We start from the raw sequence: 16512 nt of genomic DNA, 5'->3' as shown, positions 1-16512 counted from the left end.
CAAAAAGATAGCTCAGAGTTCGTTGACGAATATCAAGCGTCCGCCAACTCGATCATTTGGCTGGATTTTGCAGATCCTAACAAAACAAGGGAACAAATACAGCAATTTCAGACATTGCTATCTAAACTACTTCCCCATGATATTTTGAAAATCACATTGAACGCCAACCCTCAGTCTCTATATACCTCTGGCCAAAAAGACGCCAATGGTCAAAGGGAGACCAAGGATTTCATTAACGGAAAACGATTGGAAAAATTGGTACATCGCCTGGGCGACTTTATGCCACAAGACGTTTTGGCTGATCAAATGACGGGCGACGGTCTACCTCGGATTCTTATTAGAGCTCTGGAATTTGCCGCAAACCAAGCTTTAGAAGGACGCCGAAGAGAAAATATGTATTTTCAGCCGCTAACTTCGTACGCTTACTCCGATTCCAGCCATCAAATGCTTACTTTGGCAGGAATTATCTTGTCTAGAAATGAGAGATCGGCATTTTTCCGAGAGACTCAGATAAAAAAATGGAAATTGGCAACTCCGCATTGGGGAAGTTACCATGAGATCATGGTTCCGGCATTAACAGCCCGCGAGAAAATATTTATCGACCAATTATTACCTCGGAAATCAAGCAAAGAAATTCACAAAAAATTGAAGTTTCAATTCGATCCGAGTACGCAAAAGTCCTTGATAATAATTGAGAATTACAAAAAATTTTATCGCTACTATCCGAGTTTTCATCGAGTCGCGTTGTAACTATTTACGTAGATCGCGGCCTGTTTAACTGACGTTTATCAGATGGTGAGATAACTGAATTGAACTAGACCCAAAAGCAGCAGCAGCAGCTGCTGCTGCTGCTTTTGCTTAATCCGCCAATGTGATCCGTTCGCCCATTGCAATGGACGCCTATTGGTGCCTAGAGCTCATGAAATCGACTAACCCTAACACGCATCCCCCAGAAGCTCAGCGATGCTGACGGCTGAAACAATCAATGCAGCTCGCATACAAGATTTCAACCAGTGGTCTATTCAAGTTTCTATCAGATGCCGCAGAATCGGCAGAACTTCGTCACGAATTTGAAATGCCTCCGAGCGATTGATTGGTTGATACGGATTGTGGGCTGCGCTATTGAGAATTTTCTTATGCTCCTTCATTCTTCCCAAGCTATGTTTCAAGTGATTCCTTTTCGCCGTACCCAGGATACTAGGATTGTTTACTAGATAAACACTTGCTTCATCCATTGTTGGATTCATGTTTTTTTCATCTTGAGCATTCTTAATCAACCCCTCTTGACGGCGTTTGTCCAACACTTCTTGCCTGAATGCGTCGTACTTTCCATGTCGAGCCAGATGAGTAGCGACGGTGGCTTCGAAGAGCATTCGAATCAGCACTAAACCCGCATATGTGAGTTCACCCAAATCTAAATTCTTTGCTTCGTGAACCAACGCAAGATGCTTGTCATAGCAATATTTCTCGTCTACATCGAGCGGTAAAATAGTACGAAACTGATTATGATCGATCTTCGTAATATATTTGGGCGCATCTACCTTTGCACCTTTCGTCTTTTTCCCGTTCGCTACATCTTCATTTTTTTTTGTTTCTGAATTCTGCGACTGCGATGGCAATCCAGGAATCGGAGTCAGTACTTCATTTTTGCGCTTCGTCGCTTTGGCTTTGTTGGCGTTTTTTCGCCAAATTTCGGCGAATTGCCGCATATCTTCCAAGGCCATTTGATACGCGTTATTGTTGAGGTCGACATCTATCTTCGTGGTAGCCCAAGGAAGTTTGTCGGATTCCGGCCCTACGAAGCGAACAAGGCCGACAAAACCGTAAAATTCCGTGTGGAATTTTCCATCCCAACCAGTCTTCGGCGTTTTGTCCGAGACAACAATTGCGCGATCATTACAAAGGATCGTCCAACCATATTGCTTGGTGAGAGGGAGATTTCTATCTGAGTTGTAATCTGGCTCTGCAGTAAACCGATGGTCGCGGTGTTGGCCACATTCTATGTTGATTGAAACGCCATCAGTTGTTTTATAAGATTTACGCTTAATTTCGAACGGACCATTTTCTCGAATCCCTACTTCTTCATTATTGATCGCAGTTCCATTGATTGATATTTTCAATGCACTTGCTATGAACCGACCATATCTTCGTCCGATATCGTGACGTAGTGTCTCGATTTCACTAGGATCGCCGAACCGTCTGGCAATATCACTTGGAAGCTGCAGTATTTCAATAACAGTCCCAATTTGTCCGCTAGTCGGAAATTCCTCAGCTGGTAAATTCCAATCTTTGGATCCCAAATATTTATCGGTATTTAGAACAAGCTCCGCGCGTTGGAGTCCTGTGTCCGTCTTCAGGTGACTAACTCGCCCAAGTTTGAATAATGCGCGATTCAGCCCTAACCCAAATACCCCGATTCCCATCTTGTGGGAGGAGCGCTCGCCAAACCGCAACACCATTTCCCTTAGCTTATCAACCGGGATCCCGCCGCAATTGTCGGCGATGGAAAAACCTTCGCCGCCAAGAGTGATTTCGATTTTATATCCATCAAAAGATTCCGGTAATTGCTCAAACCCGCTCTCGATTTCTTGGTCGAGGTAAATCGTATCGCGAGCAGCGTCGATTGAATTGTCTATCAAGTCGAAAATACATGCATCTACACTGATGTCGCGTGTCAGGCTGTCGACGACAACTTTTTTGCTTGGCTTAGTATCTACCCTAAACGATTTGCCAATTCTTTTTGCCATTACCAGCACCCCATATGTTTGCATGTTGACTTACGGACATTACATGTCGAAACATACACGATACTTTGAGATAAAAACAGCGTTCGATCTATAAAGAATTGAACCTCATTCGATTGTTAGCGAACTCAACCATCAGATAGTGCCAAGAACGTACCTGACAGACGCTCTTTTATGGCAGTAACTTGCTTGCGTATGTGGGGGGAAATGACTAATTGTGGGGCTGACCAAGTTGAGAAAATCCAGCGCTGAAGATACTGGATTTCGACCCATGCTGTGATTAAATTCGATATGCAAACCGCTCAATCCAAAATTCCTGCGTAAACGAGTAAGCAACGAAGCACATAACTTCAAACTCCTTAGCGTAGTTGGTTTGCGATTGTCTGAAACATAATTTCAGAAACAATGGGGCTAACGCTATTGCCGATCTGTCTAAAGCTATGCCATTTAGTCCGATGAAACACGAACCAATCCGGAAATCCCTGTAGACGAGCGGCTTCTCGAGGGGTAATTACTCTAGCGCTTCTATGATGGATCGGTCTTACCGCTTGATAACTTCCTTTGTCCTTTCCCGTACCAGCACGAAGCGTAGGGCAGAATCCGGCGGGATTTAATCTTACGGATTTCGAAATTTTGTCGACAGCGCCGTATTCAAGGGCCGCGTAACGCTCTCTCACTTCGTCGCTGTGACGTGTACCCATACATCCGGAAACCTTACCGTATCCGAAATAACGCTCCAGTGAGGCGAGGTCACCAATTCCTTCGGGAACAGAGTTTGTAACACGATCAAAAAAATAACCGTCCCCTACGTCTTCAATACTTCGCCATCCGGCTTCTTCCGAAATCCATCTACAGTCGATACGGTTAGGTAATCCAGTTAATGCCGTTTCTACGACAATAGGAGCGATGTTGGGCAACGGCTCGAAATGCCCAACGTTAAATTCACCATTAAAACGGTTGGGATCGTAACCAAAGAAAAAGAAACGTGTTCGTACAGTAGGTGCCCCGTAGCGACTAGCCTTTACCTCGATCGGTGGGAGCATATTGTATGTATTTCGATCTATATGCGCCAGGGCATGATCGCGAATTTCATCATATTGAGGGTCAAGAATACCGGGTACATTTTCCGCTAGAAAAAATGCGGGGCGGGTCTCAGCTACCAGTCGGAAAAAATGATCGAATAGATTATTCCGCAAATCGGCAACGTCTCTTCTCCCCATTGTGCTAAATCCTTGGCATGGAGGGCCGCCCACAAGACCGTCAAGGCCCCCATCAGGTATTTTGGCTAATTGGAGGAGTTCGTTGCCGGATAGCGTAGATACATCTTGGGCAAGATGGATAGAATTCGGAAAATTCTTGATATGAGTGGCAACCGCAAAAGGATCAAGTTCGACAGCTGCTGCAATGTCGAAGCCAGCTCTCGCTGCCCCCAAACTGAGTCCACCGGCGCCGGCGAATAAGTCAATTATTTTTGGCATGACGAAGCGATTTATTATACATGCCGCAATAATAATCGAATTGCAAAAAATTATGACCGGAGATTTTACCCATATCACAAATATCACATGCTTTTGGGCTCCATTCTCGGCTGAAATTGATGCCCATCCCAGGGAGATCGAGAATCAGGTCTTGGGCACTACATGATTGGACTGCATTGTTACGAGAGCTCCCCTTATGAGCTCTCTTTTCATTGAGCCCCTTTCTTGAACACTTTAATTGGCAGAATTCGCAAGCCTTCGCGGATAAGATATCTCAGCAATATTTTGACCGACGCCTGTTCATGTTTCCTAGCTGAGCGCTGTTAGCACCTCTTGTAGCCAGTATCGCCATAAAGCCCACAGTTCTCTATGACACATTCTGCTTCATATTTTTTCCCATCGTGTTCAACTTCTATAACCGCGAGCATGCCGTTTCAACTAGCCATTAAAAAACGCCTTGATGTGAATCAAGGCGTTTTTTATAGCAATGAAAAATTTGCTTAAGATCATTTGAAATTCGAATAGAGAATTTTCGCAAGCTTTGAGATTTAATTTTTGCTTGCCATAAGACCCTAAACAACAAAATCAAACATCAATATTCCCAGCCTGCAGCGCATTCAACTCAATAAACGCCCGCCGAGGTTCAACATCATCCCCCATCAAGGTCATAAAGATCTGATCCGCAGCAATAGCATCCTCAATCTGCACCTTCAACAAACGGCGCACTGTCGGATCCATCGTGGTTTCCCACAGTTGCGACGGGTTCATTTCTCCCAGACCTTTATAGCGCTGCTTGCTGACGCCGCGTTCTGCTTCGTCGCGCAGCCAGGCCATGGCTTGGTGGAAATCGATGATGGCTGATTCTTTTACTTTTTCACCGGCGCCGCGGCGGATCAATGCGCCTGAACCGATCAAACCCTTGAAGGTTGCTGCGGCGTTGGTCAGGACCTGGTAATCCGGGCTGGCGACGAAATCGCTGTCGATGGCGCTGGTTTTGATGTTGCCGTGGTAGCGGCGCTGGATGCGCAGGGCGTGCTTGTCGGAGAGTTCGTCGGATTTGACGACGACGTGGACCGATGGCTCGTTGATCGATGCTTCCAGCGCTATTGCGGATGCTTTGGCGTCTTCCAGCGTATCGAGCTTGAGGGTGACGCCGGTCATGATGGAGGTGAGGGCGGCGCCGTCTATCGCACGTGTTAAGCGGGTGATGATGGCGTTGGCGGTGTTGTACTGGCGTACCAGTTCGGCCAGGGCCGGGCCGCTGATGGGCAGCGCGCCTTCGCTTGGCACCAGGGCGGCGTCGTTCAGGGCTACTTGCATCATGTAGGAGACTTCTTCGGCGTCGTCCTTCAGGTAGCGCTCGTCTTTGCCGTGCTTGACCTTGTACAGCGGCGGCTGGGCGATGTAGATGTGGCCGCGCTCTACCAGTTGCGGCATCTGGCGGTAGAACAGGGTCAGCAGCAGGGTGCGGATGTGGGCGCCGTCAACGTCCGCATCGGTCATGATGATGATGCGGTGGTAGCGCAGTTTGTCGGCGTTGAATTCATCGGCGCCGATGCTGGTGCCGAGGGTGGCGATCAGGGTGGTGATCTGCTCGGACGACAGCATTTTTTCGAAGCGGGCTTTTTCGACGTTGAGCACTTTACCGCGCAACGGCAGGATGGCCTGGAACTTGCGGTCGCGGCCTTGCTTGGCGGAGCCGCCGGCTGAGTCACCCTCGACGATGTAGAGTTCGCACAGGGCTGGGTCTTTTTCCTGGCAGTCGGCCAGTGTGGAGGAGAGGCCGAGGCCGTCCATGACGCCTTTGCGGCGCGTCAGTTCGCGCGCTTTGCGGGCGGCGTCGCGGGCGCGGGCGGCTTCGACGATTTTGCCGCAGATGATCTTGGCGTCGTTTGGGCGTTCTTGCAGATAGTCGTTAAGGGTCTTGGCGACGATTTCTTCTACCGGCAGGCGCACTTCGCTGGAGACCAGCTTGTCTTTGGTTTGCGAGCTGAATTTCGGCTCTGGCACTTTTACGGACAAGACGCAGGTGAGGCCTTCGCGCATGTCGTCGCCGCTGGTTTCTACCTTGGCTTTCTTGGCAAAGTCATGTTCTTCGATGTACTTGTTGAGCACCCGCGTCATGGCGGCGCGCAGGCCGGTGAGGTGGGTGCCGCCGTCGCGTTGCGGGATGTTGTTGGTGAAGCAGAGGACTTGTTCGTTGTAGGCGTCGTTCCATTGCATGGAGACGTCGACGCTGACACCGTCTTTTTCTCCGGTGGCCTGGAAAATGGTCGGGTGCAGGACGCTCTTGGCTTTGTTGATGTATTCGACGAAGCCGCGGGTGCCGCCTTCGAAGGCGAAGCTTTCTTCCTTGCCGGTGCGCTGGTCGGTGAGCTTGATGTGCACGCCGTTGTTGAGGAAGGACAGTTCGCGGATGCGCTTGGCCAGGATTTCGTAGTGGAATTCTACGTGCGTGAAGATTTCTTCGTCGGCCCAGAAGTGGACTTCGGTGCCGCGCTTGTCGGTATCGCCGATGACTTTGATGGGGGAGACGAGTACGCCGTCTTGCATTTCGGTTTCGCGGTTTTGCGGTACGCCGCGCACGAATTCCATGAAATGCACTTTGCCGTCGCGGCGGATGGTCAGCTTGAGCAGTTTGGACAGGCCGTTGACGCAAGACACGCCAACGCCGTGCAAGCCGCCGGAAACCTTGTAGGAGTTCTGGTCGAACTTGCCGCCGGCGTGGAGCTCGGTCATGACGATTTCGGCTGCGCTGCGCTTTGGCTCGTGCTTGTCGTCGAACTTGATGCCGGTTGGCACGCCGCGGCCGTTGTCGGTGATCGAGATCGAGTTGTCGGAATGGATGGTGACGTGGATTTCGGTGCAGTGGCCGGCCAGCGATTCGTCGATGGAATTGTCCAGCACTTCGAATACCAGGTGGTGCAGGCCGGTGCCGTCAGAGGTGTCGCCGATGTACATCCCGGGGCGTTTGCGTACCGCTTCCAGGCCTTCGAGAATTTGGATCGAGGACGCTCCGTATGCATTAGGTTGCGGCTGATTGGTGTTGTCTTGAGCGGCTGATGACATGGCTACCTTCTGAAAAACTTACTTCGGAATTACTACATTCGGGACACTAGGTACTTCGAGACGATCAGGCAAATATCGCTGCGTCATTCCCGCGAACGCGGGAATCTATTTTTGTGTCGGTTGCTTAGTCAATAAAATGGATCCCCGCGTTCGCGGGGATGACATAAATAACCGACCAAACTACTTGGTTAAATACGCATTGGCATGACGACATATTTGAAGTCAGCGTTTTCCGGCACGGTGATCAGGGCCGAGGAATTTGCATCGCCGAGGGCGATGTTGACGTTGTCGCCCTTCAGGTTGTTGAGGACGTCGAGCAGGTAGGTGACGTTGAAGCCGATGTCGACGCTATCGCCGCCGTAATCGATTTCGAGTTCTTCAATCGCTTCTTCCTGATCGGCGTTGGTGGAGCTGATTTTCAGGCTGCCTGGGGTGACTACCCAGCGCACGCCTTTGAACTTGTCGCTGGTCATGATGGCGGCGCGTTGCAGGGAGCGCAGCAACTGGTCGCGGCTGATGGTGAAATCGTTCTTGTAGCCCTTGGGGACGACGCGGGTGTAGTCGGGGAACTTGCCTTCTACCAGCTTGGAGATCAGTTCGATATCGGCGAACGACAGCTTGACCTGGTTGTTGGCGATTTCGAGCTGGACCGGTTCGTCGGTTTCTTCCAGCAGGCGTTGCAACTCGATGATGGTCTTGCGCGGGATGATGACTTCCTGGCGCGCAAATTCCTGCTCGGTGGCGACCTGGCAAAACGCCAGGCGGTGGCCGTCGGTGGCGACGGCTATCACGTTTTTACCGTCGAGCACCAGCAGCAGGCCGTTCAGGTAATAGCGGATGTCTTGCTGGGCCATCGAAAAATGGACCATGTTGAACAGGTGCTTGAGGGTCTTTTGCGGCAGGGTGACGGTGGCGTTGTAATGGTCTGCCTGGGCTACCGTTGGAAACTCTTCGGCGGCCAGCGTTTGCAATGCAAAACGCGATTTGCCGGACTGCACAGTCATGCGTTTGTTACTGAGGGTCAGCGAGACTTCGCCGGTGTCCGGCAGGGCGCGCAGAATGTCCAGCAGCTTACGTGCTGCGACGGTCGTCGCGGCAACTTCGCTACCGCTGCCGACCTGGGCGTTGGTGGTGATTTGCACTTCGATATCGGTCGACAGGAAAGAGACCTTTTCGCCATCTTTGCGAATGAGGATATTGGCCAGAATCGGCAATGTGTGCCGACGCTCGACAATACCGCTCACGATCTGCAGTGGCCGGAGAAGGGTATCTCGGTTGGTTTTGACCAATTGCATAGCTATATCCTTGTTATTTAAAAATCAAATATTGCTGCCAGCTAGATTGCTCATTGAATACTTCTAAGCAGTCTGTAAATGTAACTTAATTCGACCCTCTGCGACTCACAAAGCGCGTAAATCTGCGCAGGTTTCAGGTTTTTTTACAGTTTCTTTCAAGTATCTTTAATCTGGCAAACCAGCAAAAAAACCACACTTGCGCGCTGCTTCAAAAATTGCCTCATCAAAACTTATCCACAGGATTGCAGGCAGAGTGCACAATCGCGCAATCAACCCTTGAGGGTTTGTTCCAACACGTGCAACTCATGGTTGCATTCCGGATTCTTGGTGCGGTCACCGGCGATCTTGCGGACTGCGTGCAAGACCGTGGTGTGATCGCGGCCACCGAACAATTCGCCGATTTCCGGCAAACTCTTCTGGGTCAGTTCCTTGGCCAGGTACATTGCAATCTGGCGCGGACGGGCGATATTGGCCGGCCGCTTTTTCGAGTACATATCGGCAACTTTGATGTTGAAAAAGTCAGCCACGGTTTTCTGGATGTTCTCGACGGAGATCTGGCGGTTCTGTACCGACAGCAAATCTTTCAGTGCATCTTTGACAACATCGATGCTGATATCTTTGCCATGGAAACGTGAGTAAGCAAGAATCTTGCGCAGTGCGCCTTCGAGCTCACGGACGTTGGAACGTAGATGTTTGGCAACAAAAAACGCGACATCGTCGGAGAAGGTGACGCCTTCCGATGCTGCTTTTTTGAGCAGAATAGCCACCCGCATTTCCAGTTCCGGCGGCTCGATGGCCACCGTCAGGCCGGAGTCGAAACGCGAAATCAGGCGGTCATCCATGCCGGTGATTTCTTTCGGATAGGTATCGCTGGTGATGATGATTTGTTTCTTGGCTGCAATCAATGCTTCGAATGCGTAGAAGAATTCTTCCTGGGTACGGCTCTTGCCGCCGAAGAACTGGATATCGTCGATCAGCAGCAGATCAAGCGAGTGGTAATAACGTTTGAAATCGTCAAAACCTTTGCGTTGGTAAGCAGTCACTACGTCGCGAACGTATTGTTCTGCGTGGATGTAGCGGATCTTGGAATTTGGATTGTCAGCCAGTAGCTGGTTGCCGATGGCGTGGATCAGATGGGTTTTGCCGAGGCCGACGCCGCCATACAGGAACAGCGGGTTGTAGGAAACGCCGGGATTATTCGCCACCTGGATCGCTGCCGCTCTTGCCAGTTGATTCGCTTTACCGGTCACGAAACTGTCAAAACTCAGGGCGGTGTTGATGCGCGACTGATCGCGCCTGGCGCTGACCGCGCTGTTCTCGGTCTGCACTTCCGGCAGGCGCTCGAAGTTGCTGTTGCCATAATTGCCGCCGCTGGCAGCGGATGACTGGGCGCCCGACTGCTCGCTATTATTATTGGCAGCAACCGGCATGCTGGAACTGGCCGGCGCCGGCGCCGACTTGCGCGGATCGAGCACGAACACCACTTCGATCGGCGCTTCCCAATATTGGTGCGCCAGGGTTGTGATGCGGCTGGCAAACTGCGTTTTTACCCAGTCCAGCTTAAAGCGATTCGGCGCAGCTATGCGCAATCGTCCGTCCTCGTAATCGAGTGGCGCCAGCGGTTTTATCCACGCGCTAAATTGTTGAGGCGTCAATTCCTGCTCCAACTGGGTAGAGCAGCTCTGCCAGAAATTTTCCATGAATCGTTCTAAGTGAAAGTGTGCGGGATGAGGTTCTTTACGCCCTGGCTTGGTGTTTTTATTGCACGCTGATTCAGTAATGAATACAACAATACTGCGCAATGCTTAACTGGCGGGCGTGCCACACATAAGTCGCTATTCTACCCTTGCCGGCGCAAGTTATCCACAGGCACGGTCAAATATTGCTGGCCGTCAGCCGGAAAAGCTCTTGTGGAAAAGGCTGCTAAGTGATTGACAAACAAGCAGAAAATGCGTTCTAATTCAAGGTTCACTGTCCGCTGAATTGCCAATTTGCGCGTTGACTGCTCTCTGTGCCTGCCCCGGTTTCGTTGTCCGACGCCTTGGCAGCCTGGTCCAGATCGAATGGCGAAAGGGTAAGAACCCAGCGCTCTGAGTGTGAAGATCCGATTTATTTTTGCTGATTAGCGAGACCAACATGAAACGTACTTACCAACCTTCCGTCGTGCGCCGTAAGCGTACTCACGGCTTCCGCGCCCGTATGGCAACCCGCGGTGGCCGCGCTGTGCTCAATGCACGTCGCGCTAAAGGCCGCAAACGTCTGGCAGCTTAATCAAGCCGGACGCAAAAGCGTTGCTTGCGTGACAGATAAACTCGGCGACCGTTCCCAGAACAGCGTCCAGGATTTCTCACGTGACCGGCGCATCGTTAAAACGGATGAGTTTTCATCCGTTTTTCGTTTGCGCCCTGTCTATAGAACGGCGCATTTCGTGTTGTATACCCGCCGCAATGCGCTGCCGCACGCCCGTCTGGGCGTCGTGGCGGCAAAGCGGCTGGCGCCGCGCGCTGTTACGCGTAACACCGTCAAACGCGTTACGCGAGAGTTGTTTCGTCTGACACCATTGCCGCCAATCGACTGCGTTGTGCGTTTATCGAAACCGGTAAACACCAAGGCAGGCCCGGCTACCACCGCGCGCTTGAAGCGAGAGCTGCAGGGCGAACTGAAGCAACTGTTCGCGTCGCAACGTCTGGCGGCTGGCACGTAGTTCCGGCTTGTGTTCACGGCTTGTATTGTTCCAACCCGGCTATACATGCACCTGTGCGCCGGACTGGAAGAAGAAGGGAAAAAGCTGTCATGAAAATGCCTCTACTGTTCCTGTTGCGCCTCTACAAACTGGGCATCAGCCCGTTTCTGGGACAGAATTGCCGTTTTTATCCCAGCTGCTCCGATTACGCAGCCGAAGCTATCCGCACGCATGGCGCCTTGAAGGGCAGCATGCTGGCCGGACGTCGCCTGTGCAAATGCCATCCCTGGCATGAAGGCGGACTCGATCCGGTGCCGCCGCATCCGTCATCATCATCTCCATCTGCAGCCACACCCGCATCGGCCTCCCGATCGTGCGGTTGCAGCCATTCCTGAATCATAGATAAATACTCTTATGGATATCAAACGTACCGTCCTGTGGGTTGTATTTTCGGTCTCGCTGCTGTTCCTTTGGGACCAGTGGCAACGCCATAACGGCCAGCCGTCGCTGTTCTTCCCAAGCGCCAACCCGACTGCGCCAGCGGCAACCGGCCCTGCCGGCGCTGCAGCATCAGCCGGCGCCGGCACTGCGGTGCCGCAAGCTTCGGCGGTTGCCGGCACTCCTGCTGCCGCATCGGCTAGCGCCGTGCCTGCCAACGCGGCTGAAGCCAAGGGCGAAATCATCACCGTCACTACCGATGTCTTCAAAGCTGACATCGATACCGTCGGCGGTGAACTGAAGCGCCTGGAACTGCTGAAGCACAAGGACACGGTCGATCCGACCAAGAACCTGGTGTTGTTCGACTCCAGCGCGACCCGTACCTATCTGGCTGAAACCGGCCTGATCGGCGGCCCTTTCCCTAACCACAAATCGCCTTTCACGGCCTTGCCTGGTGCGCGCACCTTGGACAATGGCAAGCAGCTGCAACTGGTGCTGGAATCGACCGAAGGCGGCGTCAAGCTGACCAAGACTTATACCTTCAAGCGCGGCGACTATTCGATCGACGTCAAGCACACGGTGACCAACGACAGCGGCGCGCCAATCTCGCCATCGCTGTACTTGCAACTGGTGCGCGACGGCAATGCGCCTGAAGGCGAGCAGCGTTTTGTGCACACCTTCACCGGCGCTTCGGTGTATACCGAGGGCAGCAAATTCCAGAAATTTGCGTTCGACAAGATCGAAGGCGGCAAGGCTGACCACGCCACCAAGGCTGACGATGGCTGGTTTGCCTTGATCCAGCATTACTTTGTCTCGGCCTTCATTCCGCAAGACAAGGCGCCGCGTGAAATTTTCACCAAGAAGATCGCTACCAACCTGTATGCAGTCGGCAATATCCTGCCGTTGGGCACGATTGCACCGGGCGCCAGCGTAAGCATGGATGCGCGTCTGTACTCCGGTCCGGAAGTGCAGGCAGACCTGGAAGCCATCGCGCCTGGCCTGGAACTGGTCAAGGATTACGGCTGGCTGACGATCATCGCCAAGCCGATTTTCTGGCTCATGACGCAGATCCACAAAGTCCTCGGCAACTGGGGCTGGACCATCATCGCCCTGACCGTGCTGATCAAACTGGCGTTCTTCCCATTGTCGGCCGCCAGCTACCGCAGCATGGCCAAGATGAAACTGGTGACGCCGAAGATGACGGCGATTCGCGAGCGCTTCAAATCCGACCCGCAAAAGATGAACCAGGCCATGATGGAGCTGTACAAGACCGAGAAGATCAACCCGCTCGGCGGCTGCCTGCCGATCGTGGTGCAGATTCCGGTGTTCATCTCGCTGTACTGGGTGTTGCTGGCCAGCGTGGAAATCCGTAACGCGCCGTGGCTGGGCTGGATCCACGATCTGGCAGCGCCGGATCCGTTCTACATCCTGCCGGTGGTGATGGCCATTTCGATGTTCATTCAGACCAAGCTGAATCCGACGCCGCCGGATCCGATGCAAGCCAAGGTGATGATGTTCATGCCGCTGATTTTCTCGGTCATGTTCTTCTTCTTCCCGTCCGGTCTGGTGCTGTACTGGGTCACCAACAACGTGCTGTCGATTGCGCAGCAATGGGTGATTACCCGCAAGATCGGTACAGGTCCGGCCAAGGCTTAAATCGGTAAGAATCAGGTAAAAATCAGGTAAGAATCAGCAACTGCGAGTAACTGCGGATTGTCGTAAAAAGGCCCGTGAATCAAAAATTCACGGGCTTTTTTGTGGCCGGCTGCTTGCTGCTGTTTCTATTATCCAACAACCCTCGTAGAATAATTCCATGTCTTTCGATTCTTCTCCCATCGCCGCGATTGCCACCGCACCAGGACGCGGCGGCATCGGCGTAGTCCGTATTTCGGGCAAACATCTGGGCGCGCTGATCGAAGCCGTTTGCGGCATCGCCGAAAGCAAGCTGATCCCGCGCCACGCCACTTACCTGCCTTTCAAGAACGCCGACGGCAGCGTCATCGACCAGGGTCTGGCGATCTATTTCAAGGCGCCGCATTCCTACACCGGCGAAGACGTGCTGGAGCTGCAAGGCCATGGCGGCCCGGTGGTATTGCAAATGCTCCTGAGCCGCTGCCTGGCGGCCGGCCAGGATATCGGCCTGCGGATGGCGGAACCGGGTGAATTCACCCAGCGCGCGTTTATCAACGACAAGCTGGATCTGGCCCAGGCCGAAGCGGTGGCGGATTTGATCGAAGCGTCCACCGAGGCAGCCGCCAAATCGGCTTCGGAATCGTTGTCCGGCGCGTTTTCCAAAGTGATCCACGCGCTGGTGGAGCAGGTCACCAATCTGCGCATGCTGGTTGAAGCCACGCTCGATTTCCCGGAAGAGGAAATCGATTTCCTGGAAAAGTCCGATGCCCGCGGCCAGCTGGCGACTATCCGCAGCACGCTGGATAATGTGTTCAGCCAGGCCGCGCAAGGCGCTTTGCTGCGCGACGGCTTGAACATCGTGCTGGCGGGCCAGCCGAATGTCGGCAAATCGTCCTTGTTGAATGTGCTGGCCGGAGCCGATGTCGCCATCGTCACGCCGATCGCCGGCACCACCCGCGACAAGGTGACCGAAACCATCCAGCTGGAAGGCATTCCGCTCAACATCATCGACACCGCCGGCATCCGCGACGCCGAAGACGCCAGCGACGAGGTAGAACGGATCGGCATCGAACGCACCTGGGCGGCGGTAGCCAAGGCCGACGTGATCCTGCACATGCTGGACGCCAACCACGGCCCGGCGCTGGCCGATGAAAAAATCGTCGCCCGTTTCCCGAGCAGCGCGCCGGTGATCCGCATCTGGAACAAGATCGACCAGTCCGGCCACAAACCGGCGGTCGATGTGATGAACGACGCCACCCACATTTACCTGTCGGCCACCGACCATCTCGGCATCGACCTGCTGCGCGCAGAACTGCTGCGCATCGCCGGCTGGCAGCAAACCGGCGAATCACGCTACCTAGCGCGCGAACGCCATCTGATCGCCCTCAAGGCGGCCCGCGACCACCTGGAAATCGCCGACCAGCACGCAGCCATCGACAACCGTGTCAACGATCAGTCGCTTGATCTGTTTGCGGAAGAATTGCGGCTGGCGCAGGACCGGCTCAGCAGCATTACCGGGGCGTTCACGCCGGATGATTTGCTGGGGGTGATTTTTTCGCGGTTTTGTATCGGAAAATAAGTAGTCATCCAGCAACGTCCAACGACGTCCGCGAATTACCTTAAAACCCGCATGAAATATAGATTTATCGTCTCGCATCATCCCATGTCGTCCATTGACATCCAGGGGTTTTAAGTACACACTTAAGTACACAAACCTCGCTACATTCTGGACTGTGTACTTAAAATGCCAAAAGCCGCTGTACCCCTTAACGACACCCGCATCAAGGCCTTGAAACCGAAAGCCAAGCGCTATTCCGTGTCGGACGGTGCGGGCTTGACGCTCGAGATCATGACATCGGGCGCGAAGATCTGGAGGTACCGGTATACACTCCATGGCGACCAGCAACCCGTCGTCACTATCGGCGACTATCCAGCGGTCGGTCTGCAGGATGCACGCGAGCGACGCCGGCGTTACGCCGAAGTTGTGGCCGCTGGTATTTCGCCGATCGCTGACGCCAAGAAAGACCGGGGCGCAGCCAAGACTCTCAACTCGGTACGGGAATTTGCCGACTACTGGTATCAAGCAGAGATAGCGAGCAAATCAGAGTCCTACCGCAATACCACCCGGCGCCAGCTCGATAAGGACATATTTCCCGCCATCGGCAACAAGGCGCTGTCGGACGTCACAGCGGGTGACGTGCTGGCCATCTGCGACCGGATCAAGGGTCGCGGGTCGCCACAATCTGCGCTCGTCACCCGCAACGTCATCAAGCGCATGTATGAATACGCGGTATCGAGACAGCTTGCCACCATCAACCCGGCACAGCAGCTGGTGGCGCGATTTATCGCAACGCCTCAAAGTCGTACCCGGGTTCTCACGCCAGACGAGATCGGTAGCGTGTTGCGCACCGTGTATGCATCTAACATGGCGCGGCCATCAAAGTTGGCGTTGCACCTCCTGGTCATCACGATGGTCCGTAAATCCGAACTGATCGAGGCTGAATGGTCCGAATTTGATTTCGACGCCGGCATCTGGCGCATCCCTGCCGAGCGGATGAAGAAAGATCGCGAGCATTGGGTGCATCTATCTAGCCAAGCTGTAGCGCTCTTCACCGAGTTGCGGGAGATGTCGCACAGTGCCCGCTACGTACTGCCAATGCGCCGCGGCTACGGTGATGATCGACCCATCGCCAAATCAACTCTCAACGCCGCCGTGAAGGCCATGAATTCCGATGTGCAGCATTTTGTCATCCACGACTTTCGCCGCACAGCATCGACGCACCTGCATGAGATGGGCTTGTCATCGGACGCCATCGAAAAAGCTCTTGCGCATTCGATCAAGGGGATCAAGGGCGTGTACAACCGCGCGGAATACGCGGCCGAGCGCCGCAAGATCCTGCAGCTATGGGCGGATTTCGTGGATGCGCAGATCGAAGGAGGCCGCAAGGTGGTAATCGGTAACTTTGGTAAGGTCGCTTGAAGTTGCTGCACTTGATGCGCCAAGATGACTTTTCCGGACTAATTCCCAACTAATCGGCAGTTAACTCGATAATTTTCTAGCAAGAAAAAAATATATTCGCTTCCGATGCAGAAAAACGGTCAGGCATCGCCTTTTGGCCCACAAGCGTCATTTCCTGTGCGTAGAATGTTTCCTAGTCCAAACACACTGAGAC

Annotated in this window: 12 protein-coding genes; 7 read left to right on the top strand and 5 right to left on the bottom strand. The window is 53.2% G+C overall.

Translation table 11 applies throughout. The features are described 5' to 3' along the window. Positions 1-750 (top strand): O-methyltransferase (locus KHU33_RS22960; protein ID WP_211467267.1); only part of this gene is annotated, 750 nt, incomplete at its 5' end. Between the two features lie 272 nt (positions 751-1022). Here KHU33_RS22960 and KHU33_RS22955 read toward each other — a convergent pair. The 5 genes from KHU33_RS22955 to dnaA form a co-directional block, all read right to left on the bottom strand. Then, on the bottom strand, positions 1023-2747 hold the full coding sequence (locus tag KHU33_RS22955; protein ID WP_211467265.1) for an ATP-binding protein: 1725 nt from the start codon (positions 2745-2747) through the stop codon (positions 1023-1025). Between the two features lie 356 nt (positions 2748-3103). Further along, complete coding sequence (locus KHU33_RS22950) at positions 3104-4222, bottom strand: DNA cytosine methyltransferase (RefSeq protein ID WP_211467263.1); 1119 nt, start codon at positions 4220-4222, stop codon at positions 3104-3106. Positions 4223-4807: 585 nt separating this feature from the next. After that, on the bottom strand, positions 4808-7291 hold the full coding sequence (gyrB, locus tag KHU33_RS22945; protein ID WP_211467261.1) for a DNA topoisomerase (ATP-hydrolyzing) subunit B: 2484 nt from the start codon (positions 7289-7291) through the stop codon (positions 4808-4810). A gap of 188 nt (positions 7292-7479) precedes the next feature. After that, positions 7480-8586, bottom strand: a complete 1107-nt coding sequence (gene dnaN, locus KHU33_RS22940) for a DNA polymerase III subunit beta (RefSeq protein WP_211467259.1) — start codon at positions 8584-8586, stop codon at positions 7480-7482. A 269-nt stretch (positions 8587-8855) separates the two neighbouring features. Further along, a complete protein-coding gene (gene dnaA, locus KHU33_RS22935) occupies positions 8856-10286 on the bottom strand; it encodes a chromosomal replication initiator protein DnaA (RefSeq protein WP_211467257.1) in 1431 nt (476 codons plus the stop codon). A 436-nt stretch (positions 10287-10722) separates the two neighbouring features. Here dnaA and rpmH point away from each other — a divergent pair, with 436 nt between their 5' ends. The 6 genes from rpmH to KHU33_RS22905 all read left to right on the top strand — a co-directional run bounded on the left by rpmH (position 10723) and on the right by KHU33_RS22905 (position 16319). Next, positions 10723-10857 (top strand): 50S ribosomal protein L34, encoded by a 135-nt coding sequence (rpmH, locus tag KHU33_RS22930; protein WP_061535510.1) that lies wholly within the window; start codon positions 10723-10725, stop codon positions 10855-10857. Positions 10858-10885: 28 nt separating this feature from the next. After that, positions 10886-11290 (top strand): ribonuclease P protein component, encoded by a 405-nt coding sequence (rnpA, locus tag KHU33_RS26580; RefSeq protein WP_329956112.1) that lies wholly within the window; start codon positions 10886-10888, stop codon positions 11288-11290. 89 nt (positions 11291-11379) lie between these two features. Further along, a complete protein-coding gene (gene yidD, locus KHU33_RS22920) occupies positions 11380-11664 on the top strand; it encodes a membrane protein insertion efficiency factor YidD (protein WP_211467253.1) in 285 nt (94 codons plus the stop codon). 19 nt (positions 11665-11683) lie between these two features. Next, positions 11684-13363, top strand: coding sequence for a membrane protein insertase YidC (yidC, locus tag KHU33_RS22915; RefSeq protein WP_211467250.1), 1680 nt, complete (start codon positions 11684-11686; stop codon positions 13361-13363). A 157-nt stretch (positions 13364-13520) separates the two neighbouring features. Next, positions 13521-14918, top strand: a complete 1398-nt coding sequence (gene mnmE / locus KHU33_RS22910) for a tRNA uridine-5-carboxymethylaminomethyl(34) synthesis GTPase MnmE (RefSeq protein ID WP_211467248.1) — start codon at positions 13521-13523, stop codon at positions 14916-14918. 165 nt (positions 14919-15083) lie between these two features. After that, a complete protein-coding gene (locus KHU33_RS22905) occupies positions 15084-16319 on the top strand; it encodes a tyrosine-type recombinase/integrase (RefSeq protein ID WP_211467246.1) in 1236 nt (411 codons plus the stop codon). The last annotated feature ends 193 nt before the right edge of the window (positions 16320-16512 follow it).

This window comes from Collimonas silvisoli (assembly GCF_018305005.1).
Lineage (GTDB): Bacteria > Pseudomonadota > Gammaproteobacteria > Burkholderiales > Burkholderiaceae_D > Collimonas > Collimonas silvisoli.
The sequence above is the reverse complement of the archived record's forward strand: the minus strand, read 5'-3'. Positions and strand labels throughout refer to the sequence as shown.